Genomic DNA, 26,303 nt, shown 5'->3' with positions numbered 1-26,303 from the left:
GTGTGCCACGATGGTGGCAGGCAGGGCGAGGGCGCCGAAGGCGAAGCGGAGGGGAGACGGATGAGCGGTCAGACCTGGACGCCGGCACCGAGGAAGGGCGCGATCCCACTGCATCCGATGACGTTCGGGACGATCCTCGGCCGTGCCTTCAGCGCGCTGCGCCACAATCCGAAGGTCCTGTTCGGCTTCGCCGTCGCCGTGCAGTTCGCCGTCACCGCGGCCGCCGTCGTGGTCGCCGTGCTGATCGGCGGCTATGCGGCCGAGCGCATCGCCCGCGTGCCCGCCGGCTCCCCGGACGCCGGCCCCATCATCGCCGGCACGGTGGCGCTCGGCGTGATCGTCGCCGTGATCGTCACCCTCGCCAGCGTCGCCTTCACCTCCGTCGTGCAGGGGCTGGTGGCCGCCGACATCTCGCTCGCCGCCCTCGGTCGCCGGGCGGGGCTGCGCGATCTGTGGGCGCGAGTGCGCCCGGCGTTCTGGCGGCTTTTCGGCTTCGCCCTGCTGCAGGGCCTCGCCGTGTTCCTCTGGCTGCTGCTGCTGGCCGGCATCGCGATCGGCGTCATGTCCGGCACCGGCTTCGACGGGGCGGGCGTAGGGATCGCGGTGCTCCTGGTGGTGGCGCTGATCCTGGCGAGCATCCCCCTCATCGTGTGGCTGAGCACGAAGCTCCTGGTGGTGCCCGCGGTGCTGGTGCTGGAGCGGGCGACGATTCCGGGCGCGATCCTGCGCTCGTGGCGGCTGCTGCGGGGACGGTTCTGGGCGGCGCTCGGCGTGATGTTCCTCATCGGGGCGATCATGGGCCTCGCCGCACAGGTCGTGAGCATCCCGGGCTCGGTGATCTCCGCAGTGCTCGGAGGGGTGCTGGCACCCACCGGCGCGCCGGACGAGACCGAGATCGTGACGCTCATCGCCGCGACGGTCCTGCCGCAGATCCTCGTGCTGGCGGTGCAGGCGATCACGCTCGTGGTGCAGGGCACCGGGGCGACGCTCATCTACATCGACTGCCGGATGCGCTACGAGGGACTGGATCAGACGCTGATCCGCCACGTCGAGCGCAGCGCCCTCGGCGCGTCCGACGCGGAGCTCGGCGACCCGTACGCGGTGGATCCGGCCCGCGCCGTGTCGAAGAACCCGCCGCCGCCGGCAGCCGCCTATCCGGTGGCACCGGGCTATCCGCCGGCGGGGTATCCGCCCGGGGCACCCCACCCCCAGTCGTCCGGGAACCTGCCGTATTCCCCGGGGCATCCGCCGCCCCCTCCTGCGGCCGGGCCGCCGCACACTCCTCCTCCGTCACCGTACGGCGAAGCGACGCCCGATCGCTGGGCCGCACCCGGCGGCGACGGATGATCGCACGCCTCAGCGCGCTCGAGGTCTTCGTGCCGGACGGCGAGGAAGCGCGCCGGCTCGCCGAGCAGGAGCTCGCGAAGAGCGAGTACCAGGCGGCGCGGCCGAACTGGTTCGACCGTCTCGCCGCGGACATCGTGGAGTGGGTCTCCGGGCTCTTCCGCGGTGAGGGCACCGGGAGCATCGCCCCGCTGGCGCTCACGCTCATCACGATCGCGGTGGTGGCCGCGCTGATCGTCGCCCTGATCGTCTGGGGCCGTCCCCGCGCGTCGCGCGCGGTGCGGCGCCGCGCCGACCTGCTCGGCGACAAGGACGACCGCACTGCCGCGCAGCTGCGCGCTGAGGCGGAGCGGCGCGCCCGCGACGGCGACTGGGACGCCGCTGTCGTGCTGCGCTTCCGTGCGCTGGCGCGCGGACTCATCGAACGCGACCTGCTGGATCCTGCTCCTGGTGCCACCGCACAGGGGATCGCGCGCGACGCGACGAGCGTGTTCCCCGCCTTCCACGACGTGCTGCACGCGGCCGCGAGCTCGTTCGACGCGGTGCGCTACCTGAACGCACCTGCCGACGAGGGCGACTACCGGCGCCTCGCGGCCGCCGACGAGGACCTGCGGGCCGCAGCCCCTCCGGCGACTGCCCGGTCCGCGGTGGTGACAGGATGAGCGACACAGCGCTCCTGTCCGCACATACCGGCCCGGCGGACGGCGCTGCGAGCACGGCGAGCACGGCGAGCACGGCGAGCACGGCCGCGCCCCCGCGGACCGGACGCGCACGCGCAGTACTCGGCTGGCTGTTCGTGGTCGTGCTGCTCATCGGAGTCGCCCTGCTGTCACTGCGGATGGTCGCCGCCGCCCCCGCGCTGACCGGAGTGCTCAATCCCGCCTCGCCTGGCCCGAACGGCGCCAGGGCGCTTGCCGAACTCGTGCGGCAGCAGGGCGTGGACGTGGAGGTGGTGCACAGCCGCACGGCCGCGACGGCGGCATCCCGATCCGGCGCCACCCTCGTGCTGAGCGACCCGGTAGCGCTCAGTGACGACGCCGTGACCGACCTGCTGGACGGCGCGGAGCGGGTGGTGCTGCTGAGCACCAGCGCACGGATGCTCGCGCTGCTGGACCTCGGGGTCAGCGCGGCGCCCAGCGCCGATGCGAGTGCCGGCCTGGTGGCCGGATGTGCGCTCCCCGAGTTCGCGGAAGTCGGCGAGGTGCGTCCCGAACGCGTGTTCACCCCAGCCGCCGGGGTCGTGGGGTGCTTCGCGGATGCCGATGGCGACGCGGCACTGCTCGTCGGCGAGCGCGACGGCACGCGCATCTCCTTCATCGAGGCTTCCCGGCTGCTGTCGAACGACCGCCTCGCCGACGACGGCAACGCGGCACTCGGCCTCGCACTGCTCGCACAGGGCGAACCGGTCGTGTGGTACGTCGGCTCGCTCGAGGACGGCGACCGCCGCGCCGACACCCCGGCCACGCTGGGCGAGCTGACCCCCGGGTGGGTCAGCCCCGCAGTGCTGCTGCTCCTGCTGGCCGGCATCGCGGTGATCTGGTGGCGCGGCGCACGGTTCGGGCCCCTGGTCGCGGAATCGCTTCCGGTGACGGTGCGCGCCTCGGAGACCATGCATGGTCGCGCGCGTCTGACGGCCAGGGCCGCGGATGCCCCGCATGCGGCATCCGCGATCCGCACCGGCACCCGCGCCCGGCTCGCGGTCCGCCTCGCGCTCAGCCCCCGCGCCACCCCAGCCGAGGTGGCCGATGCGGCGGCCGATCGGATCGGCGTGCCGCGCGGCTCGCTGCACCGGCTGCTCGACGGCCCGCCCCCCGCCGACGACCGCGAGCTCATCGAGCTCGCCCGACGACTCGCCGAACTCGAGACGGCGGTCGAGACCGCCGCCCGCACCGAAAGGACCCGCCCGTGAGCGACGAGAGCATCACATCCAGCGCCCCGCCGACCGACGACACCCTGCGTCAGGCGATGCACCGCGTGCGCGCCGAGGTCGACAAGGCGGTGATCGGGCAGGCCGGCACTGTGACGGGCCTGCTGGTCGCCCTGCTCGCCCGTGGCCACGTGCTGCTCGAGGGCGTGCCCGGCGTCGCCAAGACGCTGGTCGTGCGCAGCTTCGCCCGCGCAGTCGGACTCGACACGAAGCGGGTGCAGTTCACTCCCGACCTGATGCCCGGCGACGTCACCGGTTCGCTCGTGTACGACGCGCGCACGGGCGAGTTCGAGTTCCGGCCGGGACCGGTGTTCACGAACATCCTGCTCGCCGACGAGATCAACCGCACACCGCCGAAGACGCAGGCGGCCCTGCTCGAGGCGATGGAGGAGCGGCAGGTGTCGGCCGATGGGCTGAGCCGTGCGCTGCCGGATCCCTTCCTCGTCGCCGCCACGCAGAACCCGGTCGAGCACGAGGGCACCTACACCCTGCCTGAGGCACAGCTCGACCGGTTCCTGATGAAGCTCGTGGTCGGCATGCCCGAGCGCGACGCCGAGGTGTCGGTGCTGCGGCTGCACGCATCCGGATTCTCCCCGCGCCTGCTCACCGGTGTGCAGGCCGTCGTGAGCGCCGACGAGATCCGCGCGGCGCAGGACGCCGCCGCGCGGGTGCAGGTCAACGACGATGTGCTCGGCTACGTCGTGGATCTGGCGCGCGCCACCCGCCACTCCCCCTCGGTCGAGCTGGGCGCCAGCCCGCGTGCGGCCACCGCACTGCTCGCGGCCGCCAAGGCCTGGGCCTGGCTGAACGCCTCCACGGCCGTCACCCCCGACCATGTGCAGACCATGCTCATGCCCGCCTGGCGCCACCGTCTGCAACTGCGTCCGGATGCGCAGATGGAGGGCGTCTCGGCTGACGCGGTGTTGCAGTCCGTCGTGCAGCAGACGCGCGTGCCGATCTGACATGTTCGTCACCGTCCTGCTGGCTCCCCTGCTCGCGCTGGGCGTGGTGCCGATCGTGCTGCTGAACGCCGCCGGCATCTCCGCCTGGGCGGTGTTCGGTGCGTGGCTGCTGCTGTGCGTACTGCTCGTCGTGGCGGATGTGGTGTTCGCTCCCCGACCCGCGGACGTCGTGATCCGCCGCACTGCGCCCGCCCGCACCCGGCTCGGCGAGCCGGTGCTGACGGGCCTCACCCTGCAGAACACCGGTGGGCGCACGCTGCGCGGGCAGCTGCGCGACGCCTGGCAGCCCACGGCCGGTGCGCCCGCCGCCCGTGAGAGCGTCGTCATCCCACCGGGAGAACGTCGGCGTGTGCAGGTTCCCCTGCTGCCGCGGCGCCGCGGCGAGCTGGTCAGCGCGTTCGTCATGCTGCGCTCACGCGGACCCCTGGGCCTGGCCGGACGGCAGGCCCGTCACGACGTGCGCGGCACCGTCCGGGTGCTGCCCGCGTTCACCTCGCGCAAGCACCTGCCCTCCCGCCTCGCCCGGCTGCGGGAGCTGGACGGCAACACCTCCCTCCAGGTGCGCGGTCAGGGCACCGAATTCGATTCCCTGCGGGAGTACGTGCGCGGCGACGACATCCGCTCCATCGACTGGCGCGCCACCGCCCGCGCCGGCACCACCATGCTGCGCACCTGGCGGCCCGAGCGCGACCGCCAGGTCGTCGTGCTCATCGACACCGGGCGAACGGCGGCAGCACGCGTGGGCGACGGCACCCGTCTGGATGCCTTCCTCGAGGCCGCACTGCTGCTCTCGGCGCTCGCTGCACGCGCGGGCGACCACGTCAGCGTGCTGATGCACGACCGCGTGACGCGGGCGCGGGTGACGGGTGTCGACGGTGCGGCACTGCTGCCTGCGCTCTCGGATGCGATGGCGCCGGTGCACGCGCGCCTCGTCGACACGGACTGGACAGCAGCGTTCGCGGCGATCCGCGGGCTGACCACCCGCCCGTCGCTGATCGTCGTCCTGACTGCACAGGATGCGCCTGAGACCGCGCGCAGCTTCCTCGGGGCCTTCCCCCGGGCATCCCGCGCGACGACCGTGCTGGTCGGCTCGGTGACCGACGACGGCGTCACCGCGCTGGCGCGCCGGCGCGAGTCCCGTGCGGACGTGTACCTGGCCGCGGCTGCGGAGCAGACCGCGACCGATGCGCAGGCCGTCGCGGATGCCGTCCGGCGCGCCGGTGCGGAGGCCATCGCGGCCGATCCCGAGCAGCTGCCGCCGCGCATCGCCGACCGCTATCTCGCCTTGAAGGCCGCTGGGCGCCTCTGAGCAAGAACTGAGTGATTCGTTCTTCTGACTGATTCAGGATAAGATGGGGACCATGACCCGCTCCCCTGTCGACGCGCCGCAGCTGCTGCGCGACGCCGGGCTTCGCGTCACGGTGCAGCGCACGCGCGTCCTCGAGACACTGGACGCGCATCCGCACGCCTCCGCCGAGGTCGTCTACACCGGCATCCGGGACGCACTGCCCGGTATCGCCCTCGCCACGGTGCACAGCGTCCTGAACGACCTCACCGCCGCGGGGCTGGTGCAGCGTGTGAACCTGCCCGATGTCGGCAGCGCTCTCTACGAGATCCAGCACAGCGACAACCACCACCACGTGCAGTGCATCAGCTGCGGCCGCGTGGAGGACGTCTCCTGCGCCATCGGCGCCGCTCCCTGCCTGCACCCCTCCCACGACCACGGCATGCGAATCCTCGAAGCCGCGGTGACGTACCGAGCCCTCTGCCACGAATGCGAAAGGAACAGCAATGGCTGACAAGCCCGCAACCACCACACAGACAGGAACGCCCGTCGCAAGCGATGCGCATTCGCTGACCGTCGGCGCCGACGGCGTCACGGCGCTGCACGACCGCTACCTGGTCGAGAAGCTCGCCTCGTTCAACCGCGAGCGCGTGCCGGAGCGCAACCCGCACGCCAAGGGCGGCGGCGCGTTCGGCGAGTTCGAGGTCACCGAGGACGTCTCGGCGTACACGCGCGCGGCCGTCTTCCAGCCCGGTGCGAAGAGCGAGACGCTGCTGCGCTTCTCGTCCGTCGCCGGCGAGCAGGGCTCGCCCGACACGTGGCGCGACGTGCGCGGCTTCTCGCTGCGCTTCTACACCACCGAGGGCAACCTCGACATCGTCGGCAACAACACCCCCACCTTCTTCCTGCGCGACGCGATGAAGTTCCCGGACTTCATCCACTCGCAGAAGCGCCTCGGCGCCTCGGGTCTGCGCGACGCCGACATGCAGTGGGACTTCTGGACCCTCTCGCCCGAGTCGGCCCACCAGGTCACCTACGTCATGGGCGACCGCGGCCTGTCGCGCTCGTGGCGCCACCTCAACGGGTACGGCTCGCACACCTACCAGTGGGTCAACGCCGCCGGTGAGCGCTTCTGGGTGAAGTACCACTTCCTCTCCCACCAGGGCGTCGAGCGCATGTCGGCCGGCGAGGCCGAGCGCATCGCCGGCGAGGACGCCGACTACTACCGACGCGACCTGTACGAGGCGATCGAGCAGGGCGACTTCCCGAAGTGGGACGTGTACGTGCAGATCATGCCGTACGAAGAGGCCAAGACCTACCGCTACAACCCCTTCGACCTCACCAAGACCTGGTCGAAGAAGGACTACCCGCGCATCAAGGTGGGCACGTTCACGCTCAACCGCAACCCGCAGAACTTCTTCGCCGAGATCGAGCAGGCCGCCTTCTCGCCCGGCAACCAGGTTCCCGGCACCGGCATCTCGCCCGACAAGATGCTGATGGCCCGCGTGTTCTCGTACTCCGATGCGCAGCGCTACCGCATCGGCGCGAACTTCAACCAGCTGCCGGTGAACCAGCCGCACGCGGCCCAGGTGCGCAATTACATGCACGAGGGTCAGATGCAGTACCACTACGCCCCCGCCGAGCACCGGGTGTACACCCCGAACTCGTACGGCGCGGCCGGCGGCCCCGAGGCCGACCCGCTGCTGGGTGTCGAGGCGAGCTGGGAGTCCGACGGCGCGCTCGTGCGTTCGGCTGCCACGCTGCGCGAGGACGACGGCGACTTCGTCCAGGCGAGCATCCTCTACCGCGAGGTGTTCGACGACGAGGAGCGCGAGCGCTTCGTTCAGACCCTGGTCGGGCAGTACAACGCCCTGACCGTCCCCGCCATCCAGGAGCGCTTCTTCTGGTACTGGGGCCAGGTCGACCAGGACCTCGCCGCACAGCTGCGCGCTCTCGCGGGTGCACCGGTCGGCCAGCCCGAGCCGGTGGGCGTCGGCGAGTGAGCACGACGATCTGATCGGTGTATCCGAGGCCCCCTCATCACGGTGATGAGGGGGCCTCGGCGTGTACGCCGCACGGGTCGGAGCCGGATGCGAGATCATCGAAGAACGTGCCCGTGCCCACCGGGCGAGAGGAGCATCCCGGATGGAGAGCGCGATGACCGAGATCCCGGATGCCGCAGAGGCCGCCCGCACGGCGCGGCTGACCGCCGAGGGGTTCGGCTCTTTCCTGCTCGTCTTCGCCGGGGTCGGCACCGCGCTCTTCGCCGCAGACCACCTCACCGACCCGGGCGCGAACGCCGTCGTCTACCTCGCGACCGCGCTGGCCTTCGGCCTTGCCCTCCTGGTCGCGTTCAGCGCATTCGGACGGATCTCCGGCGGGCACTTCAATCCGGCGATCTCCCTCGGCGCGGCTGCGGCGGGCCGACTGCCCTGGCGCGATGTGCCCGCGTACGTCGCCGCGCAGCTCGTGGGCGCGGTGATGGCCTCCACCGCGCTGGTGCTGATCGGCACGTTCGGTCCGGCGGACTGGCTCAAGCGCTCCCAGGACGCGGGCTTCGCGAGCACGGGCTTCGATGCGCTGTCGCCGGCGGGCTTCGAGATGCCTGCGGCGATGCTCATCGAGGCGATCCTGGCCGCGTTCCTCATGTTCGTCTACCTCGGAACCACCGCGGCGAGCCGGAGCACGCCGAACGGGCCGGCGCCGGCAGCGGCGGCGGCCATCGGACTGGGCTACCTGCTCGTGCACCTCGTCGCGATCCCCGTGGACAACGGCGCGGTGAACCCGGCACGCTCCCTCGCGACCGCGATCTACGGCGGCCTCGGACCGCTGACGCAGCTGTGGGTCTTCCTGATCTGCCCCGCGCTGGGCGCGCTGGCCGCGGGGCTCGCGCACCGTGCGCTCTTCGCGGACGTCGCCGCACGCGAGACGCACTGACGCCGCGGCGGATGCCCACCGCCGAGGTCGTGTCCCGGGCGTCGCCTCAGCCCGCCGTGAGCGTCGGCGTTCCCGCCTCGTACTCCACCAGGTCGCCGCTCTCCCCGAGCCGGGCAGCACGACGACCCATCACCAGCATGTAGAAGACGAAGGCGGACAGCGCCAACCCGCCGATGCCGATCTTCACCGGCCACGGCAGCGCCGACCCGGTCACGAAGCCCTCGACCAGGCCCGACAGCAGCAGCACGAACACCAGACCGATCGCCACCGTCGCCAGCGACCGCCCGCCCGCGGCGAGGGACTGCGCGCGGCTGCGCCGACCGGGCACGGCCCACGACCAGAACACGTGCAGACCGGCCGCGGCTGCCACGAAGATCGCAGTGAGCTCCAGCATCCCGTGCGGCAGGATGTGCAGCAGCATCGTGTCGAGGTGCCCGTACGCCGACATCACCGCGCCGGCGACGCCGAGCCCCATCGCGTTCTGCACGAGCATCCACACCGGCCACACGCCCGTCACCCCGAACAGCACGCACTGCATGGCGATCCACGCGTTGTTCAGCCAGACCATCCCCGCGAACGAGGCACCCGAACCGTAGTAGTCGACGAAATCCTCCTCGGCATACTGTCGTAGCGCGTCCGCCGGCCCGAGCGTCGCCACCAGCGCCGGATCTGCGGCGATCCATGCACCACTGAGCAGTACGACGAGCACGAAGGCGGCGGCGATGACGGCGGTCGTCCATCGGATGCGGTACAGGGCGGCCGGCAGCTGCCGTGTGAAGAATCGACTCGCCTGGGCGAGCACGTTGTCGCCCGCCCCGGTCAGTCGCAGCCGCGCGGCGGCGAGGATGGTGGAGAGGTACGCGCCCTGTGGGGAGTCGCCGACCGAGGTCTTCAGCTCGGCGAGGTCCGCAGATGCGGCGCGGTAGCGCAGGATGAGCTCGTCGACCTCGGCGCCGGTGAGCCGGCGCTTGCGTGCCAGCCCGTTCAGCCGTTCCCACTCCGGGCGGCGCACGTCGGCGAGCGTATCGGCATCCACCTGATTTACTGTACTCATGTCCGTGCCGATCGCCGATGACCAGGAGATCCTCTCCGGCGAGGCCGTCGCGATCGACGTGCAGCCGGTGGGCTTCGTGCTGCGCGCCGCCGGAGCGCTCATCGACATGCTGATCAGCCTCGCCCTGTTCCTCGCAGTGCTCTTCGTGCAGATCTGGCTGTCCGGCGCCGGGCTGCTGAGCGAGCAGGCCGTTCGCATCCTCAGCATCTCGGCCCTGGTGCTGAGCTTCCTCGTCCTGCCGATCACGGTGGAGGTCGCCACGCGTGGCCGCAGCGTCGGCAAGTTCGCAGTGGGGGGTCGCATCGTGCGCGTCGACGGCGGCGCGATCACCTTCCGGCACACGTTCATCCGCGCCCTGATCGGCGTGCTCGAGATCTACCTGACCCTCGGCGGTGCGGCCGTCATCACCGGCGCACTGACAGCACGATCCCAGCGACTGGGCGATCTCGTCGCCGGGACCTACTCCCAGCGCGTCCGCACTCCCGCGCTCGTCTCGCATCAACCGCAGCTGCCGCCCTCGCTCGCGGACTGGGCGGCGATCGCGGACGTCGCGCGCCTTCCGGACCGCCTCGCCCGGCGAATCTCGCAGTTCCTCGGCAATGCCGTCCGGCTGTCCCCGTCCGCGCGCGCGGCCGTCGCGGCCGAGCTCGCCGATGAGGCGTGCGCCTTCGTCTCCCCCGTGCCCGCGGTGCCGGCCGAGGACCTCCTGCGCGGCATCACGGCGCTTCGTCGCGCCCGCGAGCAGCGCGCGCTGCTGCTGGCCGACGAGCGCGCAGAACGACTGAGCGGACGCCGCATCCGGGTGTGACCGGCCCGTGCACGGGCGTGACGCCTGGGTGTCCGCTGGCGCCGCCCGGTGATGGCTCAGCCGCGCAGCGCCTCGTGGCGCACCACGAGCCAGCCGGACGGCACCGAGAGACGCTCGGCATGGATGGCGCACAGGTCGTGCGCGTGCGGATCGCCGCCCGGCCCGAGCGGACCCAGCGCCGCCATCTGATCGCCGTAGTCGAAGGTGAGCGTGGCCACCGCCTCGCGCGCGCAGGCCACCTTCGAGCACAGGCGTTCTGCGACGTTCAGGCCGGCGTCGAGAGGAAGTGTCGCATCCATCCCCTCCACCATACGACCGGCGGGCCGCGATGCCCGGTCGGCACGCAGAGCGCCTAGACTTTGCTCATGCCCGCTCGTCACCCGTCCCGCACCGCGGCACGCCGGGGCGCGCGGCACGGGCGGCATGGTCGCCTCGGACGCAGCGAGGTCGTGCGTCCTCCGCTGCCGCCTCTGGACGGACGGCTGGACCGCTTCGAGATCACGGTCGGCAGCGCTGTCGAGTACCTGCGCGGTGCCTGGGACGAGCTGCGCGAGGTGCGCTTCGAGATCGCGTCCATGCCCGTGCACGACCGTGGAGACGGCATCCCGCTGTGGCGCGTCGACCCCGCCGCGCAGCGCGTCACGCTCTACCGCGTGCCGATCGAGCGACTGCTCCCGAAGGGTCACGACGACGCGGCGCATCGGCGGATGGCCGTGGAGAGCGCGGTGTTCCACGCCGCAGCGGAGTACGTCGGCCGCGAGCCATGGGAGCTCGGGCCGGACGCCCGCGACCGCTGAGCGGGTCGCCGAGCAGTCCGAGGGCCGGGGAATCAGGGGCGGACGACGATCGGCTGCTGTGTGGCGGGCGGTGCCCACAGCGGCCAACCGGCGACCGCGGTGTCCGCCCGCAGGACGACGGAGGCGTGCACGGGTTCGCTCGAGAGCAGTCGGTAGCCCCCGGCCGGCAGCGCGACCGCCGCGGCGCTCTCGGGAGCCAGCTCGATGAGATCCGATGCAGCGCCCTCCAGCGTGACGGTGATCGCGGCCGACCCCGGATTGCGCAGGTGCAGGCTCGCCGCCGCACCCTGCGGAACCGAGAACGGGACGGTGCCCACCAGCTCCGGGGCCGGAAGCATCCACGCGAAGTCCTCCTGTTCGCCGGAGTGCACGCTCTGCCGCGCCGCGGCGACGACCGGAGCGGTCGCCTCGATCTCGACGTCATACGAGCCGCTGACGCCGCTGAGCGCGATCTCGCTGGGCTGACCCGCGGTGAGCTCGACGGCGTACTCCTGCATCACCTGCTGCTGCGCGGCGCCGCGCAGCCGGACCGTCGCGCTCGCGCCGGACGAGGGAGCGAGCATGCGCAGGATGACGCCGGTCGCGTCATCACCCGGTGCGTCCTGCGGCGACTGCACCCCGAGGATGCGCAGGCTGCGCTGCGGGCCGCTCATGCCATCCTGCAGGTCGACGCCCACGGCGTCGAGGGCGCGCACCCGCGCCGACTGCAGCGTCGCCCGCACCGGCGCTCCGGAGGCGACGACCTCGATCACCGGTCGCGCCGCCGAACCGGCGACGGATGCCAGCGGAAGACTCAGCTGGGTGCGCGGCGGCACGATCCGCGTGGTCGTGCTGCGCGCGTCAGCGTACACGTTGAGATCCACCGTGGTGGGGACGCTGCCCGCGTTCGCGAGGATGATCACGTCTGAGGACCCGGTCGCCCCATCGCCGCCGACCAGCCAGGAATGCAGCGAGGGCTCACGACAGGGTGCGGCCGCGAAGCCACGCAGATCCTCGTCATCGAGGCGGACGGCCTCCACGGCGGAGATCAGCGGAGCTTGACGGTCTGAAACGGCAGCGGTGAGGCTCTGCGCGCCCTCCCCGCCCACCACACCGGGCATCTGCAGCGCGTCGACCTGGATCTCGTGTCCGTCCGCGTCCACGCGCCGCTCGGGCGTCGCAGCCGACAGCAGCAGGTCGGCCTGGGTCGCTTCCCTACCGAGGGCGCGGAAGGAACCTCCGCAGATGATCGTGGCGTCCCCGGGAACGGGGGTCACGAGCGTATGCGCGGCGACATTTCGCACCTCGGGCCAGGGAGCCGCCACGGCGGCAGTCACGGCCAGCACGCAGCCGACGGCCACGGCCGCGCCGGTGGCGACGCGCGCACCGGTGGCGGCGAGATTCATCGTGCGCTGTCTCATCGTCGTCCTCCGCTGTGCGTCGGGGTGAGGGCGGACGCCGGGGTCGACGCCTGGGGCGCGGACGGGTAGGGCGGGGACGCCGTCGCCGCTGCCTCGGGTGCAGGCGCTGCTGTCTGGGATGCAGCAGCCTGCGCCGCGGAGGGCTCGGGGGTGCGGCGCGACCGTCGCCGGGGTCGGTCGTCGCTCCAGCGCCCCACGACGCGTGGCCGGGCGCGGGCGGCGCGCCGGGAGGCTCGCGTGGGGATCGCCAGCAGCAACGCGGCGATCACGACGACGAGCTGGACGGTGACGACGAGGCGCGCGGCGGCCTGCTGCGCCGGAGATGGCTCGGCCCTCGGCGCGATGGGCGCGTCCACCTGCCAGAGCATGCCGGTAGGCGTCTCTCCGGCCTTGATGAACCCGCTGCGCTGGTCCATGGCGGTCACCGCACCGTCTCGCATGCTGCGCGCCCGATCGCTCTCGCCCGCGGCGGAGCTCAGCAGCACGAAGCCGACGCCGCGCGCACCGAGCGCCGCGGCGGCGTCGAAGTCGCGCGCGGAGAGCAGGTCGACGGCGTCCGTCGCGAGGGTGTCGTCTGCCGCGCGAGTGGCCGTGCTCAAGAGGGTCGTCTGGGCACTGAGCGTCGCGCTCGGTCCCCAGACGAGCTGCGTGGACAGCGAGCCGTCGTCGAGCGGGGCCAGAACGAGCGTTCCGGTGTCACCGGCATCCGCCGAATGAGCGGCCACGAGTGCCGGCAGTGTGCTCGTGGCCCCGTTGCGGATCTGCGTCTCGCCGAGGTTCACCGCGAGCAGGCCCGGCAGCGCGCACACCACGACGCCGGCCGCGGCGACCAGAGCGGCAGCGGAACGCAGCGCCGGGCGCCCGACGACCGTGTCGAGGGTGATCAGCAGGGCGCCGACCGCACCGAGCCAGGCCAGGCTCAGCGCCGATCCCGGCCAGAGCGGCACGGGCTGGCCCTCCGCGAACGAGACGGCGATCCCGACCGAGAGCATCGCCGTGGCGATTCCCGCCATCATGGTGAGCAGCAGCGCGAACCCGCCGCGCCAGCGCGGGGACAGCGCGGAGGTCAGGGCGAGCAGGGCGAGCGGTACGAGCAGCAGCGGCGCCCACCCCGCCGGATCCGCCCCGATCAGCCACGTCCAGCCGCCGCGATCGGCGGACGGGAAGCCCTGTGCGAGCACGAGTCGTCCCGGCACGTCCGCGGCAGCCTGCTCGAGGACCCGCACGACGCCGGGATCGGCCAGCAGGGCCCACGGGTCGCCCTGACGCAGCTGCCAGTAGACGAGGGGTGCGAACAGCACGGCGGCGGGGACGAGCAGCCAGAGGATGCGCACCGCGCGGCGCAGCCGCCCCGCGGAGAGCATCAGGGTCAGAGCGAGCGCCCACAGCAGCGCGATCGCAGGTGCAAGCGAGGGAGCACAGGCGAGAACGGCCGCGACGAGCAGGGACGCCGCGCCGGCAGCCCCCCAGGAGCGGTGGGCGACGACGGCGGCGTGGAACGCCCATGGCAGCAGCAGGTGCACCAGCACCGCCGCCGGCCGGCCCTGGGTGAGGGCGGTGAGGAAGGTGGGTGCGAACGCCCACAGCACGCCCGCGACGATGCGCAGGCTGGCGCGGTCGGTGATGCGCGTCGCCGCGAACCAGCCGCCGAGGACCGCGAGCGGAAGAGCCGCCAGCCACAGCAGCACGATCGCGAACGAGGGCGCACCCGGCCACAGCGAGCCGAGCACGGCGAGCACCGCCGCGAACGGATCGGCGGGGCCCACGACATCGAGACCGAGGTCGCGCAGCCCCCATCCGGCATCCCGCCACAGTTCCGCAAGAGTCTGCCGCATGGGCAGCAGCTCTCCGCCACCGATGCTCGGCCAGGCGAGCAGCGGGAAGAACGCGGCGATCCCCACGACGAGCGCCGCGAGCACCGCCCACGCACCGCCACCGCTGAAGAAGTGCAGTTCCGCCGCGGCACCTCGTTCGCTGCCGTGGCCGTCGTCGAGGCGCTGGCGCAGCTGGGTGTGCGAGACCCGCAGCGGCGCGAGGCCGGCCCAGGAGGCATTGCGGAAGGAGCGGATGCGACGGCGCGAGCGCGCGACGGCGCCGAACGCCAGCATCGCAGCGAGCGCGGCACCCCACTCCGGCACCACGGCGACCGGCCGCTTGCCGATGAGGTGGACGATCGAGCGCCACAGCGCGAGAGGCAGCAGACTCAGCCAGTGCAGCGGCACGGCCGGTGCGGGCGCGTATGCGAGGCGGCGGTGCAGCTGGGCGCGGCGCGTCGCCCACGCGCGGGCCGACGGGCGCACCGGCAGCGCCGCGACACCGTCGGGACGCACATGCACGCGCGCCTTGGGCACCAGCACGACACGCGCCCCGCCGAGCCGTGCGCGCACGCCGAGGTCGAGTCCCTCGTCCGCGCCACCGAGCGCCGGGTCGGGCCGCAGCGCCGCGGGCGCCTCCCCGCGGATCAGCATCCCCCGCACGTCGGCGCTGAGTGCGTCCTCGTTGAAGTCGTGCTGTCCTTGATCCAGCTCGTCCGCGGCGAGTTCGACGGAGCGGCCGAACCGACTCATGCTCACGCCGAGCGAGACGATCTCGCGTTCGTCGTCGTGCCGCACCAGCTTGGGCGCGGTGATCGCCGCCGAGGGCGCGCGTTCCAGAGCCCCGGCGAGAAGCTGCAGCGCGTGCTCCTCGGGAGCGCAGTCGGCACCGAGCAGCCAGACCGAGGCGCCGTCCTTCACCCGGGGCTGGGCCAGCGCGACGGCCTGCGCGAAGCCCGTGCTCGGACGCGCCTCGATGATCCCCTCGACGGTGTGCCCGATGCCGTCCAGGGCGCGCACCTGCGCGCCGCTGCCGAGCACGACGACCGTGACGGCGTCGGGTGGGCGGGTCTGGGAGCGAAGGGCGTCGAGGGTTCGGCGGAGTCCGGCGAGCGCGGTCTCACCCGTGCGCGCGACGACGATGGCATGAACTCGTGCTGGCATGGCAGAGACAGCCTACGCACGCTCCCGCAGGGCGCCGGTCAGCCGACGCGGCGCGCCTGCGAAGCGGTCAGCTCGCGCGACGCTTGAGCTTGCGCCGCTCGCGTTCGCTGAGCCCGCCCCAGATGCCGAAGCGCTCGTCGTTGCTGAGCGCGTACTCGAGGCACTCGCCCCGGACATCACAGGACGTGCAGATGCGCTTGGCGTCTCTGGTCGAGCCGCCCTTCTCGGGGAAGAACGCCTCGGGGTCGGTCTGCGCGCACAGCGCGTCAGCCTGCCAGGCGAGAGCGCCGTCATCATCTTCATCGACTCGACGTACACCGGGTACGCCGAGATTCACCGGATCGACGAACCAATTCTCGGGAACGTCTGAGCGGTAACCCGTCATCTCGATCTCCCAACCCTGCTCGTGCCCCCCGCGGGCCGTGCTCCACTAATTACACCCGTGTCATTCGCCGCGGTCAAGTCGCGGATCGTAAACCCTCAAGAGTGCGTTTAAGGTTCATGGCGATCTGTCGGCGTGTCGCGCTCAGCTCGCGGCACCGGGCTCGGCGATGAAGACCTGACCTCGTCCGTGCAGCGCGAGCTCGCGCTCGTCAGCGGTGGCGAACACGGCGGTTCCGACGGGCACGGCGACGCGTTGCGGCGCCGCGGCCGCGGACACGCTCACCTCACCGGCCGTTGCGAGCACCATGGCCGGTCCGCGCACCGGCACCCGCAGCTCGCCTGCGAGATCGATCCGCTGCAGGGCGAAGTCGTCCACCGGTATCTCGTATCGGACCCGGGAGCCCGTCCCGGGCTGCACCGCGACCGCAGCGGGTGCGGTGTCGACGATGGCGAGCAGCTCTTCGACATCGACATGCTTGGGCGTGAGTCCGCCGCGAAGGACGTTGTCGCTCGCCGCCATGATCTCCACGCCGAGCCCCGAGACGTACGCGTGCAGCAGTCCCGCGCGCAGGTAGACGGCCTGACCCGGCCGCAGCACGACGAAGTTCATCAGCAGTGCGACCAGCACGCCGGCATCGTCGGGGTTGCGCTCGGCGATGCCGCGCAGCGCGTCGAGGGTCTCCGCGAACTCGGGTGGGGCGTCGACCGCCGTGGAATCCTGTACCAGCACAGCGCAGATCTCCCGCACGTCGGCCTGCGCCCGACCGGACAGCAGCCAGCCGATGGTGTCGCGCAGGGCGGCGGACTCGTCGGGATCGCTCAGCCGCTCGCGCAGTGCCCATACTGCCGCGGCGTCGGGAAGGGATGCCAGCAGGCGCAGCGTGTCCGACACCGGGCGCAGCCCGGCGAGCGCCTCGAATCGGTCGCTGAGGGCGACCAGGAGCTCCGGCTTGTGGTTCTCATCGCGATAGTTGCGGCTGGGATCGGCGGCGTCCATCCCCTGCTCCCGCGCGTACCCCTCCCGTGCCTGCGCGCGGGTAGGGTGCACCTGGATCGACAGCGGATCCGCCGCGGCGAGCAGCTTCAGCAGGTAGGGCAGCTCGCCCCCGGTGACCTCGTCCAGGGTACCGCCGGATGGCAGCTCGGCCGGATCGGCGGGGTGGTCGCCGAACCAGACCTCCGCCTCGGGCGACGCCGACGGCGTCCGCCCCTCGAGTGCGGCCAGCAGCGATCGCGAACCCCACGCGTAGTCGCGCGGTTCATTGACGAGAGGAAGCAGCATGCCTCCAGCGTAGGTCGTCACCGGGTGAAACCCGGGTGCAGCGCGATAGCCTGAACCCGATGGCCGTGTACACCAAGCATCCTGTCGCCGCACGTCCGGCACCGCCGCCTCGCGAGGCCACGCGGCATCTGCTCGTGCGGGGCTTCAGTGTGCTCGCGCTGGTGTGCCTGCTGGCCCACACCGCGGTGTACAACCTGCTCGGCACGGCGGGCGCGGCGATCGTGCTGGCGGTGCTCAGCACCGTGGCCGTCGGGATCTGGGTGACAGCGATCGTCCGCCGGCGTCCGACGCGCTTCCCGTGGCGGCGCCTGCCCTGGGCGGCACTGGTCTACGCCGCCCTCGCGCTGCTGTCGGTGCTGTGGTCGCGCTGGCCAGGGGCGACGCTGCTGACCTGGTCGCTGCTGGCCGCGATCACGGTGTGCGCGCTGCTGATCGCGACGGTCCTGACCTGGCAGGAGATCGCGCGCGCCCTGTCGACGGCCCTGAAGATCATCCTCGGTCTGTCGCTGCTGATCGAGCTGGCCGTGGCGCTGGTGCTGCGGCATCCGCTGCTGCCGAACTTCGCCGACGTGCCCGAGGGCCGGATCGATCCGCACCTGTACTGGGTGCGCGGCAATCTCTTCGACGGCGGTCGCATCCAGGGCATCGTCGGCAATGCCCACACGCTGTCGATGATGTGCCTGTTCGCGCTCATCGTGTTCGCGGTGCTCTACGTCACCCAGGTGCGCCGGCGCAGCATGCTCATCGTCTGGTCGGCCCTCGCGATGCTGCTGCTCGTGAAGGCGGCCTCCGCGACCGTGTACCTCAGCATCGCGGTGATCGCGGCCGTGCTCGTCGCCGCGCTCCTCGCGCGCGCGGTGGCGCCCGGGCGCCGCGGCGTGCTGTACCTGGTGTTCGCCGGGGTCGCCGTGGCGGGCGGCGCCGCCGCCCTGCTGCTGCGCGAGCGCGTCCTCGCCCTGCTCGGCAAGGACTCCGACCTCACCGGGCGGATCGAGATCTGGCAGGCGGTCTGGGAGCGCGCGATCACACGCCCCGCCTTCGGCAACGGCTTCTCGTCGCCCTGGGTGCCGTGGGACCCGGCGTTCCACGGCTGGATCATGGATCACGGCCTCACGGTGTTCCATGCGCACGACATGTGGCTGGACGTCTTCCTGCAGCTCGGCGCGGTGGGCGTGGCGGTGATGGCGATCGCGTGGCTCGCGCTGCTCTGGCGGGCCTGGTTCTTCGCAGTGGATCGACCGCGCTGGGACCTCGACGCCGACCGGCCCTACTCCCCCCTGTCACTGCTCCCGCTGCTGCTGACCGCGGCGCTGCTGGTGGAGGGTCTGGCGGAGTCCGCGCCGATCATGCTGTGGGGCTGGCTGCTGCTGATCCTGCTGTCGTTCAAGATGAAGGCCGTGCCGCTGATCGGCGTCGGACTCAGCGAGCGCACTCCCCTTTCGGGCGCCGGCCGTTCGGCATCATCGCGGCCCGCGGGCGCACGCGCGACGAAGCCGTCATGAGCCCCCGGCGGTACGTGGTCGCGCTGCTGAACTCTGCGGCGTTCGCCCGCGCCTACACGCTCACCGCTATCGCGGCGGCGTTCACGTCCTTCCTCATCACGCGCATGATGTCACCGGTGAGCCTTGCCACCATCATCGCCGTACTGGCTCTGCTCGGCGCCGTGGTGCTTCTCGTGCGCCGCGAGGAGCTCTCGCTGCTGCGTCTGGCTCCCACCTCGCTGCTGGGCTTCCTCGCCCTGGCGCTGCTGAGCACGCTGTGGTCATCCGATCGCTCGGGGACGATCGCGGCCTGGACGACGCTGTTCGGCTACGCGCTCATCGCCGTCACGATCGGGCACATCCGCGATACCCTGCAGACCGTCCGCGCGATCGGCGACACGCTGCGGGTGCTGCTCTCGCTCTCGCTGGCGGCGGAGATCCTCTCCGGCATCCTTCTGGACACGCCCTTCACCGCGTTCGGAATCGAGGGCAACCTCGCGATCGGCGGTCCCGTCCAGGGGGTCTTCGGCACCCGCAACATGCTGGGCTTCATCGCGGTGATCGCGCTGATCACGTTCGTGATCGAATGGCGCACCCAGTCGATCGGCCGTACCGCGGGCGTGCTCTCCGTCGCGCTGGCCGGCTTCCTGGCGCTGCTGTCGGCGTCGCCGACGGTGGTCGTGCTCGCCGCCGCGGTCGGCATCGGGACCACCGCGCTGACGATCGTCCGGCACACGCCGCCCGAGCGACGTGATGTGATGCAATGGCTGCTGGGGGCGCTCGTCGTCGGCGCTCTCGTGCTCGCCTTCGCTCTGCGTCACCGGATCATCAGCCTCCTCGATGCAGGTTCGGACTTCTCCACGCGCGCCGATCTGTGGAACCTCTCGCTGGACTTCATCGCCGAGCGCCCCATCACGGGGCACGGCTGGTTCGGCACCTGGCCGCGGGGGCAGTACCCGTTCACCTACATCAACTTCCAGCTGGCGGATCACCATCAGTCCGCGCTGAACTCCTACTTCGACGTCCTCCTGCAGCTCGGCTGGGCGGGGCTCGCCCTCTTCCTCATCCTCGGCGGGGTCGCCATCGTGCGCTCGTGGCTGGTGGCGAGCGTGCGACGCTCGGTCGTGTACGCCTGGACACCGCTCACGCTGCTCACGGTGGCCGTCGAGTCGATGTTCGAGAGCTTCTCGCTCACCGGCGTCGGCTGGCTGCTGCTCGTGCTGTGCGCCCTGCGCGCCGGGCAGAGCCGATCATGGCGCGAGAGCATCGATGCGGCGCACACCAGCGCTGCCATCGCGCTGCGGCCCGAACGCGGCGACGGCTGACGGCGCCCGGGCTCTGCCGTCACTGGGATTCCAAGCTGCGACCGCTAGGCTTTCCCCTCGTGACCCACGTGCTGCAGAACGTCGTCTTCCCGCTCGATCGCGACCCCGATCTGCTCCCGCTGTACGTCGACCCGGAGACGTGGTCCGTCATCGATGAAGAGCCCGTCCGAGTGTCCAACCGGGCGCAGCTGGGCAACATCCTCGGGCGCCATCGTGCCCGGATCGTGTCAGGACGCCGTGTCTCCCTCGGCACGTACTTCAACGCGTTCCCGGCGTCGTACTGGCAGCACTGGACGAGCGTGCGCCAGGTGCGTCTGACGGTGCGCACCTCGGGGCCGGCGACCATCCTCGTCTACCGCTCCAACGGCGGCGGGGTGCATCAGCGCGTGGACACCCGCGAGGTGTCGGGCGAGGCCAGCACGTCCTTCGACCTCTCCCTCACCGAGTACAGCGACGGCGGCTGGATCTGGTTCGACGTGGTCGCCGACGAGGCGACCGCCGTTCTCGAGGGCGCCGAGTGGACGACCGAGCAGGAGCCCGTGCGGCAGGGGAAGGCGTCGCTCGGGATCACGACCTACAACAAGCCGGACTACTGCGTCGACACGCTGAACGCACTCGCGGACTCGCCCGGTGCTCTCGAATTCGTCGACTGCATCTTCCTCGTCGACCAGGGCACGCAGCTCGTCGCTGACCAGCCCGGCTACGCCGATGTGGCCGCGCAGCTGGGTGACACCCTGCAGGTCATCCGTCAGCCCAACCTCGGCGGCTCCGGCGGCTTCGCGCGGTCGATGCATGAGGCGCTGCAGCGCCCGGGGAGCGACTTCGTGCAGCTGCTCGACGACGATGTGCGCCTGGAACCCGAATCGCTGCGCCGGTCGATCGTCTTCGGTCGCTATGCCACGACCCCCATGCTGGTGGGCGGGCACATGTTCGACCTGCTCGACCGTCCGAAGCTGCACGGCTGGGCGGAGGTGGTCGACGAGCATCCCTTCATGTGGCGCAACCTCTATCAGGAGAAGATGCCGCACGACTTCGGCACCGCGAACCTGCGGCAGTCCCCGCTGCTGCACATGCGCATGGACGCCGACTACAACGGCTGGTGGATGTGTCTGATCCCGCTCGACGCCATCCGCGAGGTGGGGCTGTCGCTCCCGGCCTTCATCAAGTGGGATGACGCCGAGTTCTGCCTGCGCGCCGGCGAGGCCGGCTATCCGACCGTCTCGCTGCCCGGCGTCGCCCTCTGGCACGTGTCGTGGGTCAACAAGGACGACTCGATCGACTGGCAGGCCTACTTCCACGCCCGCAACCGCATCGTCGCCGGGCTGCTGCACTCGAACGCGCCCAAGGGCGGCCGGCTGCTCAAGCACAGCCTGCGGGTGGACCTCAAGCATCTGATGATGATGCAGTACTACCCCGTCGCGCTGCGTGCGAGAGCACTGCACGACGTGCTGTCCGGACCTGCGCACATGCAGCGCAATCTGGCCACCGCGATGCCCGCAGCACGCAAGCTGGCCGCCGATTTCCCCGAGACGGTCGTGCACCGCGACCCCAGCCGGGTGCTGCACTCACGACGCGGACGGCAGGTGTACAAGCGGCTCAAGAAGAATCAGTTCGACAGCCCCAAGGGTCTGCTTCTGCGCTGGTTCACGCTGCGCACGCTGCTCGCGCACTGGGTGCACGTACCCGACCCGGTGAACGTCGAGCAGCCCGAGGTCGAGTTCGGCAAGGGCGACGCGCACTGGTGGCGCGTCCCCCTGTTCGACAGCGCCCTCGTCAGCTCCGCCGACGGGTCCGGCAAGAACGTGTACACCCGTGACAGGGCGCAGTACCGGCGCATGCTCACCGAGAGCGTGCGACTGCACCTGCGGCTGCGCCGCAACTGGTCGCGGCTGCAAGCCAGGTATCGCGCTGCGCTGCCCGAGCTGGTCTCGGACGGCGCCTGGGGCCGGATCTTCGAGGAGGAGGCATGACCTCGGCTGAGTTCGCGCCCTCGTCGGCGTCGATCGTCGTCGTCACCTACAACCGCTCGCATCTGCTCGGCGGACTGCTCGCCAGCATCCGCGACATGGATCCCAAACCGGGCCGTGTGGTCATCATCGACAACGCTTCCTCCGACGACACCACAGAGGTCGTCGATTCGTTCCGCGGCAGCGTCGGCACGGAGATCGTCTACCGCCGCCTCGAGACGAACACGGGCGGCTCCGGCGGGTTCAGCGAGGGGATGCGCACCGCCTACGAGCTGGGGTCCGAGTGGATCTGGCTCATGGACGACGACGTCGAGGTGCTCCCGGACGGCCTCGCGAAGATGGGGCGCTGGACGCATCGCTTCAAGAGCATCCAGGGGCGCCGCTACGACTACGACGGCAGCGAGTTCTACTGGCAGTACCGCATCGCCGAGCGCATGGGCATCCCGATCCCCTTCGCCCCGTCGAAGTTCGACTCCTCCGGGTACCGGCAGATGAACAGCGGATGCTTCGAGGGCATGTTCATCCACCGTTCGATCGTGGCCAGGATCGGCCTTCCCGACCCGCGCTTCTTCATCTACTGGGACGATCAGATGTACGGCTGGCTGGCATCCCGTCTGACGACGTCGGTCATCGTCGATGAGTTCGTCCTGCGGCGCACGCGCGAGATCAAGCAGTGGGACATGGGCATCCGGCACATGAACGCGTCGAGCAACGCCTACCGCTACTACATCATGCGCAACCGTGCATACATCAAGCACTACTACCGTGCGAAGGGCACCTACAGCCCCGTGCTGTTCGGCCTCGGCACCACGGCCACCTTCTTCAAGGAGCTGATCCGGCTCTTCTTCGTCGAGCGCACCGTGCGCGGGACGAGCAATCTGCTGCGCGGGCTCGTCGACGGAGGGCGGATCAGCCGCGACCGGACCTGGCAGCCCATGCCCGCACTGGAGGATCGATGAGCGACCCGCAGCCCGAGTACGTCTGGGCGTACCCCGAGGAGCGGCCGCGCCGGTCCCGCGCATGGCTGATCGCCGGACTCGCGGTGGCCGCCGTGGCCATCGCCGTCGCGGTCTTCCTGCTCTTCCTGCGTCCGGGGGCTGCCGCGGATCCGTCCGCGTCGTCCACGCCGACTGCGCGCCCCACGGCATCCGCGACGCCGACCGCCACGCCGAGCACGACGTCGACGCCGTCGACGACGCCCACCCCCTCGCCGACGGCCACGACGGCGCCCGTGCCGGACGTCACCCCGGAACCCGCTCCGTCGACCGCTCCCCCGGCCCCCGCCGACCCGGCCGTCCCCGTGTTCCGCCAGAAGGTGCAGCCGCTGCTCGATGACGCGGCCACCGGGCTCTCGTACGCTGCCGACGCGTCGGGCGAGGAGGGCGTGCAGATCGTCGACCAGCTGCGTGGCGACGCGGGCCGGATGTCGGACACTGTGACGCCACGCTCACTCGCCCAGAAGTGGCAGGACGGCGTGCAGAACTACGGACAGACGCTGGATGCTCTCCGCGCCGCCTACGCGCAAGGTGAGGACGGGTCAGCGCGCCTCGACGCGGCGCGGGCAGCGCTGCGCGAGCTGCGGGAGCTGATCAGCGGCTGATCCCGTGACCCTGGGGAGCACCCGGACGTTCAGCGCCCGCTGTGATCCGCGTTGTAGCGGTCGAGCACCTCGTCGATGGGAGCGTCCAAGACCAGACGTCCCTTGTCGAGGTACAGACCGCGGCTGCAGAAGCGGCGCAGATCCCGCTCGTTGTGACTGACGAAGAACAGCGTGCGACCGTCGGCGAGCAGTTCGTCGATGCGCCGGTAGCACTTCTCGCGGAAGGCCTTGTCGCCGACGGCCAGGACCTCGTCGACGAGCAGGATCGGCTCATCCAGCTGCGAGACCACGGAGAACGCCAGTCGCACCTTCATGCCGTTCGAGAGGTGCTTGTAGGGAGTCTCCTGGAAGTCCTCGATCTCGGCGAACGCGATCATCGCGTCGTAGCGCGCTGCCGCCTCCGCCTTCGACATCCCGTGCAGACCTGCGATCAGGCGCACGTTCTCGCGCACCGTCAGGTCTCCGACGAAGCCGCCGGTCAGCTCGATGAGAGGCGCGACTCCGCCGTTGACGCGGACGGTGCCTTCATCCGGCAGCAGCACGCTGGCGACGAGGCGCAGCAGTGTCGACTTGCCCTGGCCGTTGCGGCCGACGACACCGATGGACTCGCCCGGTTCGACCGCGAACGACACCCCGCGCAAAGCCCAGAACTCGCCGGGCCGTGAGCGTCGACTGGCCCCGGCGAAGAGGTCCTTCAGATTGCGCCGACCGCGGCGGTTGCGGCGGAATCGGACGCCCAGGTCCTCGACCTCGATCGCGGCAAGCATCACAGCTCCTTCAGGATGGGGCGCTCCAGGGTGCGGAAGACCCAGAACCCGAGCGCGAGGATCGCGAAGCTCATCGCGGCGCTGATCAGGACGAGCTGAGGATGCCACTGGTCGGGGAAGAACGCCATCCGGTAGAGCGAGAATATGCCGGCGAGCGGGTTGAACATGCCGAGGGTGTCGAACGGGCGCGGCAGGTCGTTCACGCTGTAGATGATCGGCGTCGCGTAGAAGAGCGCGCGCAGCACCAGGGCGGTGGTGCGCTCGAGGTCGGTGTACAGCGCGCACAGCGGAGCGACGAGGAGGCCGAGCCCGACGAGGAGCACGGCCTGCAGCACAACGGCGACCGGGAACCACAGGACGCCCCAGCCGATGTGGGCGGCCTTGGCCGGATCGGCCTCGACCACCACGTTGACGATGACGAAGATGGCCAGAACCGGCAGCGAGAAGAGGAACTCGGTGCCCTTGCTCAGCACGATCCGGTTGACCCAGATCGTGCGGGGGATGGACGTCGAACGCACCAGTCGCGCGTCCTTCTTGAAAGCACGGGTGAAGTCGCCGACGGCGCTGTTGAACCACACCCAGGGCAGCAGCGCCGTGATGAGGAAGATGATGTACGGCTGCTCGCCGACGGTGCGCTGGAACACCTGGGTGAACACGAACCAGTAGATCGCGCTCATCACCAGCGGATCGAGCACCGACCAGAGGTAGCCGAGCGCGCTCGTGGAGTAGCGGACCTTCAGATCACGTGCGGACAGCAGCCACAGCGAGTGGAAATAGCGCTTGGGTGTGCCAGGCGCGCCCGCCGTCGACGCCACGTCAGGCGCTTTCGCCCGCGAGATCGTTTCGCCACATCGACAGTGCGGAGCCGATGGCCATGTGCATGTCGAGGTACTGGTAGGTGCCCAGGCGGCCGCCGAAGTGCACGTCCCGCTCGCCCTTCGCGAGCTCGCGATAGGCGAGCAGCCCCTCGCGGTCGGCAGCGGTGTTGACCGGGTAGTACGGCTCGTCGTCCCGGTTCGCGAACCTCGAGAACTCGCGCATGATGACGGTCTTGTCGGAGTTGAAGATCTCGGTGCGCTCGGGGTGGAAGTGCTTGAACTCGTGGATGCGGGTGAACGGCACGTCGAGATCGGGATAGTTCATGACGCTGGTGCCCTGGAAGTCCGTGACGCCGAGCACCTCCTGCTCGAAGTCGAGCGTGCGCCAGCTGAGCTCGCCCTCGGCGTAGTCGAAGTAGCGATCGACCGGGCCCGTGTAGACGATCGGCACGCTGCCGACGGTGGCCCGCTTGTTCAGCGGCTGCGACTCGTCGAAGAAGTCGACCTCGAGCTTGACGTCGATGTTCGGGTGGTGGGCCATCCGCTCCAGCCACGCCGTGTAGCCATCGGTCGGCAGTCCCTCCCAGGTGTCGTTGAAGTAGCGGTTGTCGTAGGTGTAGCGCACCGGCAGGCGGCTGACGATGTCGCCCGAGAGCTTCTGCGGATCGGTCTGCCACTGCTTCGCGGTGTAGTCGCGGAAGAACGCCTCGAACAGCGGACGCCCGACCAGTGCGATCCCCTTCTCCTCGAAGTTCTGCGCCGTCTTGGCATCGAACTCCCCCGCCTGCTCCTTCACCAGCGCGCGCGCCTCGGCGGGCGAGTAGGCGGCCTGGAAGAACTGGTTGATCGTGCCGAGGTTCACCGGCATCGGGTACACGACGCTCTTGTGGTTCGTGTAGACGCGGTGCACGTAATCGGTGAAGGTCGTGAAGCGGTTCACGTACTCCCACACCGTCGGGTTGGACGTGTGGAACAGGTGCGCGCCGTAGCGGTGCACCTCGATGCCGGTCTCCGGCTCCGCCTCGCTGTAGGCGTTCCCGCCGATGTGGTTGCGGCGATCGATGACGGTCACCTTGCGCCCCGCCTCGGCGGCGCGCTCAGCGATGGTGAGGCCGAAGAAACCCGACCCGACGACGAGAAGATCCATAGTGCAATGGTATCGGCGGGCGGCTGGGAGCTCAGACTCG

Annotated in this window: 24 protein-coding genes; 15 read left to right on the top strand and 9 right to left on the bottom strand. The window is 70.9% G+C overall.

Translation table 11 applies throughout. The features are described 5' to 3' along the window. Positions 1-60 precede the first annotated feature (60 nt). From WFG93_RS04505 to WFG93_RS04470, 8 genes are all read left to right on the top strand, one after another. Complete coding sequence (locus WFG93_RS04505; RefSeq protein WP_336645136.1) at positions 61-1,347, top strand: hypothetical protein; 1,287 nt, start codon at positions 61-63, stop codon at positions 1,345-1,347. Further along, positions 1,344-2,006 carry a DUF4129 domain-containing protein gene (locus WFG93_RS04500; RefSeq protein WP_336645135.1) on the top strand — a complete coding sequence of 221 codons (663 nt, stop codon included), beginning with the start codon at positions 1,344-1,346 and terminating at the stop codon, positions 2,004-2,006. The genes WFG93_RS04505 and WFG93_RS04500 overlap by 4 nt, the downstream gene beginning before the upstream one ends. Continuing rightward, positions 2,003-3,253, top strand: a complete 1,251-nt coding sequence (locus tag WFG93_RS04495; RefSeq protein ID WP_336645134.1) for a DUF4350 domain-containing protein — start codon at positions 2,003-2,005, stop codon at positions 3,251-3,253. The genes WFG93_RS04500 and WFG93_RS04495 overlap by 4 nt, the downstream gene beginning before the upstream one ends. A gap of 56 nt (positions 3,254-3,309) precedes the next feature. Further along, positions 3,310-4,233 carry an AAA family ATPase gene (locus tag WFG93_RS04490; protein WP_336645693.1) on the top strand — a complete coding sequence of 308 codons (924 nt, stop codon included), beginning with the start codon at positions 3,310-3,312 and terminating at the stop codon, positions 4,231-4,233. A 1-nt stretch (position 4,234) separates the two neighbouring features. After that, positions 4,235-5,542, top strand: coding sequence for a DUF58 domain-containing protein (locus tag WFG93_RS04485; protein ID WP_336645133.1), 1,308 nt, complete (start codon positions 4,235-4,237; stop codon positions 5,540-5,542). A 52-nt stretch (positions 5,543-5,594) separates the two neighbouring features. Continuing rightward, positions 5,595-6,032, top strand: a complete 438-nt coding sequence (locus WFG93_RS04480) for a Fur family transcriptional regulator (protein WP_336645132.1) — start codon at positions 5,595-5,597, stop codon at positions 6,030-6,032. Next, a complete protein-coding gene (locus WFG93_RS04475) occupies positions 6,025-7,521 on the top strand; it encodes a catalase (protein ID WP_336645131.1) in 1,497 nt (498 codons plus the stop codon). Before WFG93_RS04480 ends, WFG93_RS04475 begins: the two co-directional genes overlap by 8 nt. A 142-nt stretch (positions 7,522-7,663) precedes the next feature. Continuing rightward, complete coding sequence (locus tag WFG93_RS04470; protein WP_336645130.1) at positions 7,664-8,455, top strand: aquaporin; 792 nt, start codon at positions 7,664-7,666, stop codon at positions 8,453-8,455. A 46-nt stretch (positions 8,456-8,501) separates the two neighbouring features. Here WFG93_RS04470 and WFG93_RS04465 read toward each other — a convergent pair whose 3' ends face one another. After that, entirely contained in the window at positions 8,502-9,491 is a 990-nt protein-coding gene (locus WFG93_RS04465; RefSeq protein ID WP_442928237.1) for a stage II sporulation protein M, read from the bottom strand. Positions 9,492-9,507: 16 nt separating this feature from the next. Here WFG93_RS04465 and WFG93_RS04460 point away from each other — a divergent pair, with 16 nt between their 5' ends. Next, a complete protein-coding gene (locus WFG93_RS04460; protein ID WP_336645128.1) occupies positions 9,508-10,317 on the top strand; it encodes an RDD family protein in 810 nt (269 codons plus the stop codon). A gap of 56 nt (positions 10,318-10,373) precedes the next feature. On the opposite strand, the gene WFG93_RS04455 is transcribed toward WFG93_RS04460, so the two are convergent. Further along, positions 10,374-10,616, bottom strand: a complete 243-nt coding sequence (locus WFG93_RS04455; protein ID WP_336645127.1) for a DUF3499 family protein — start codon at positions 10,614-10,616, stop codon at positions 10,374-10,376. A 150-nt stretch (positions 10,617-10,766) separates the two neighbouring features. On the opposite strand from WFG93_RS04455, the gene WFG93_RS04450 reads away from it, so the two are divergent. Beyond that, the gene (locus tag WFG93_RS04450) at positions 10,767-11,114 is read left to right on the top strand and encodes a hypothetical protein (RefSeq protein WP_336645692.1); all 348 of its coding nucleotides are present in this window, start codon (positions 10,767-10,769) and stop codon (positions 11,112-11,114) included. A gap of 32 nt (positions 11,115-11,146) precedes the next feature. Here the strand turns inward: WFG93_RS04450 and WFG93_RS04445 are convergent, their stop codons facing one another. The 4 genes from WFG93_RS04445 to manA all read right to left on the bottom strand — a co-directional run bounded on the left by WFG93_RS04445 (position 11,147) and on the right by manA (position 17,158). Continuing rightward, the gene (locus WFG93_RS04445; RefSeq protein WP_336645126.1) at positions 11,147-12,514 is read right to left on the bottom strand and encodes a DUF5719 family protein; all 1,368 of its coding nucleotides are present in this window, start codon (positions 12,512-12,514) and stop codon (positions 11,147-11,149) included. Beyond that, a complete protein-coding gene (locus tag WFG93_RS04440; RefSeq protein WP_336645125.1) occupies positions 12,511-15,492 on the bottom strand; it encodes a glycosyltransferase in 2,982 nt (993 codons plus the stop codon). Before WFG93_RS04440 ends, WFG93_RS04445 begins: the two co-directional genes overlap by 4 nt. Before the next feature lie 67 nt (positions 15,493-15,559). Then, positions 15,560-15,877, bottom strand: a complete 318-nt coding sequence (locus WFG93_RS04435) for a WhiB family transcriptional regulator (RefSeq protein ID WP_336645124.1) — start codon at positions 15,875-15,877, stop codon at positions 15,560-15,562. A gap of 141 nt (positions 15,878-16,018) precedes the next feature. Then, positions 16,019-17,158 carry a mannose-6-phosphate isomerase, class I gene (manA, locus tag WFG93_RS04430; RefSeq protein WP_336645123.1) on the bottom strand — a complete coding sequence of 380 codons (1,140 nt, stop codon included), beginning with the start codon at positions 17,156-17,158 and terminating at the stop codon, positions 16,019-16,021. A gap of 59 nt (positions 17,159-17,217) precedes the next feature. Between manA and WFG93_RS04425 the strand changes: the two genes are divergently transcribed. Genes WFG93_RS04425 through WFG93_RS04405 form a run of 5 tightly spaced genes read left to right on the top strand, consistent with a single transcriptional unit; the run spans position 17,218 to position 23,531 of the window. Then, positions 17,218-18,660 carry an O-antigen ligase family protein gene (locus WFG93_RS04425; protein ID WP_336645122.1) on the top strand — a complete coding sequence of 481 codons (1,443 nt, stop codon included), beginning with the start codon at positions 17,218-17,220 and terminating at the stop codon, positions 18,658-18,660. Next, positions 18,657-19,964: an O-antigen ligase family protein gene (locus WFG93_RS04420; RefSeq protein ID WP_336645121.1), complete on the top strand. Its 1,308-nt coding sequence runs from the start codon at positions 18,657-18,659 to the stop codon at positions 19,962-19,964. The genes WFG93_RS04425 and WFG93_RS04420 overlap by 4 nt, the downstream gene beginning before the upstream one ends. Before the next feature lie 59 nt (positions 19,965-20,023). Then, positions 20,024-21,934 (top strand): glycosyltransferase, encoded by a 1,911-nt coding sequence (locus WFG93_RS04415; protein ID WP_336645120.1) that lies wholly within the window; start codon positions 20,024-20,026, stop codon positions 21,932-21,934. After that, positions 21,931-22,890: a glycosyltransferase family 2 protein gene (locus tag WFG93_RS04410; RefSeq protein WP_336645119.1), complete on the top strand. Its 960-nt coding sequence runs from the start codon at positions 21,931-21,933 to the stop codon at positions 22,888-22,890. The genes WFG93_RS04415 and WFG93_RS04410 overlap by 4 nt, the downstream gene beginning before the upstream one ends. Beyond that, positions 22,887-23,531: a hypothetical protein gene (locus tag WFG93_RS04405; RefSeq protein ID WP_336645118.1), complete on the top strand. Its 645-nt coding sequence runs from the start codon at positions 22,887-22,889 to the stop codon at positions 23,529-23,531. Before WFG93_RS04410 ends, WFG93_RS04405 begins: the two co-directional genes overlap by 4 nt. Positions 23,532-23,560: 29 nt before the next feature. Here the strand turns inward: WFG93_RS04405 and WFG93_RS04400 are convergent, their stop codons facing one another. From WFG93_RS04400 to glf, 3 genes are read right to left on the bottom strand one after another with little or no spacing between them, the layout of a single operon-like run. Continuing rightward, entirely contained in the window at positions 23,561-24,298 is a 738-nt protein-coding gene (locus WFG93_RS04400; RefSeq protein WP_336645117.1) for an ABC transporter ATP-binding protein, read from the bottom strand. Further along, positions 24,298-25,113: an ABC transporter permease gene (locus tag WFG93_RS04395; protein WP_336645116.1), complete on the bottom strand. Its 816-nt coding sequence runs from the start codon at positions 25,111-25,113 to the stop codon at positions 24,298-24,300. Before WFG93_RS04395 ends, WFG93_RS04400 begins: the two co-directional genes overlap by 1 nt. 1 nt (position 25,114) lies before the next feature. Next, positions 25,115-26,263, bottom strand: a complete 1,149-nt coding sequence (gene glf, locus WFG93_RS04390; RefSeq protein WP_336645115.1) for a UDP-galactopyranose mutase — start codon at positions 26,261-26,263, stop codon at positions 25,115-25,117. Between the last annotated feature and the right edge of the window lie 40 nt (positions 26,264-26,303).

Origin of the sequence: Microbacterium sp. USHLN186, from assembly GCF_037145155.1 — a bacterium.
Taxonomy (GTDB): domain Bacteria; phylum Actinomycetota; class Actinomycetes; order Actinomycetales; family Microbacteriaceae; genus Microbacterium.
The sequence above is the reverse complement of the archived record's forward strand: the minus strand, read 5'-3'. Positions and strand labels throughout refer to the sequence as shown.

Excerpts from the sequence above, each read along its gene's own strand:
- WFG93_RS04480 (WP_336645132.1), top strand. The coding sequence starts at position 5,595 with ATGACCCGCTCCCCTGTCGACGCGCCGCAGCTGCTGCGCGACGCCGGG.
- WFG93_RS04505 (WP_336645136.1), top strand. The coding sequence starts at position 61 with ATGAGCGGTCAGACCTGGACGCCGGCACCGAGGAAGGGCGCGATCCCA.
- WFG93_RS04490 (WP_336645693.1), top strand. The coding sequence starts at position 3,310 with ATGCACCGCGTGCGCGCCGAGGTCGACAAGGCGGTGATCGGGCAGGCC.
- WFG93_RS04425 (WP_336645122.1), top strand. The coding sequence starts at position 17,218 with ATGGCCGTGTACACCAAGCATCCTGTCGCCGCACGTCCGGCACCGCCG.
- WFG93_RS04400 (WP_336645117.1), bottom strand. The coding sequence starts at position 24,298 with ATGCTTGCCGCGATCGAGGTCGAGGACCTGGGCGTCCGATTCCGCCGC.
- WFG93_RS04455 (WP_336645127.1), bottom strand. The coding sequence starts at position 10,616 with ATGGATGCGACACTTCCTCTCGACGCCGGCCTGAACGTCGCAGAACGC.
- WFG93_RS04410 (WP_336645119.1), top strand. The coding sequence starts at position 21,931 with ATGACCTCGGCTGAGTTCGCGCCCTCGTCGGCGTCGATCGTCGTCGTC.
- WFG93_RS04445 (WP_336645126.1), bottom strand. The coding sequence starts at position 12,514 with ATGAGACAGCGCACGATGAATCTCGCCGCCACCGGTGCGCGCGTCGCC.
- WFG93_RS04495 (WP_336645134.1), top strand. The coding sequence starts at position 2,003 with ATGAGCGACACAGCGCTCCTGTCCGCACATACCGGCCCGGCGGACGGC.
- WFG93_RS04405 (WP_336645118.1), top strand. The coding sequence starts at position 22,887 with ATGAGCGACCCGCAGCCCGAGTACGTCTGGGCGTACCCCGAGGAGCGG.
- WFG93_RS04485 (WP_336645133.1), top strand. The coding sequence starts at position 4,235 with ATGTTCGTCACCGTCCTGCTGGCTCCCCTGCTCGCGCTGGGCGTGGTG.
- WFG93_RS04500 (WP_336645135.1), top strand. The coding sequence starts at position 1,344 with ATGATCGCACGCCTCAGCGCGCTCGAGGTCTTCGTGCCGGACGGCGAG.
- WFG93_RS04440 (WP_336645125.1), bottom strand. The coding sequence starts at position 15,492 with ATGCCAGCACGAGTTCATGCCATCGTCGTCGCGCGCACGGGTGAGACC.
- WFG93_RS04460 (WP_336645128.1), top strand. The coding sequence starts at position 9,508 with ATGTCCGTGCCGATCGCCGATGACCAGGAGATCCTCTCCGGCGAGGCC.
- WFG93_RS04470 (WP_336645130.1), top strand. The coding sequence starts at position 7,664 with ATGGAGAGCGCGATGACCGAGATCCCGGATGCCGCAGAGGCCGCCCGC.
- glf (WP_336645115.1), bottom strand. The coding sequence starts at position 26,263 with ATGGATCTTCTCGTCGTCGGGTCGGGTTTCTTCGGCCTCACCATCGCT.
- WFG93_RS04475 (WP_336645131.1), top strand. The coding sequence starts at position 6,025 with ATGGCTGACAAGCCCGCAACCACCACACAGACAGGAACGCCCGTCGCA.
- manA (WP_336645123.1), bottom strand. The coding sequence starts at position 17,158 with ATGCTGCTTCCTCTCGTCAATGAACCGCGCGACTACGCGTGGGGTTCG.
- WFG93_RS04420 (WP_336645121.1), top strand. The coding sequence starts at position 18,657 with ATGAGCCCCCGGCGGTACGTGGTCGCGCTGCTGAACTCTGCGGCGTTC.
- WFG93_RS04435 (WP_336645124.1), bottom strand. The coding sequence starts at position 15,877 with ATGACGGGTTACCGCTCAGACGTTCCCGAGAATTGGTTCGTCGATCCG.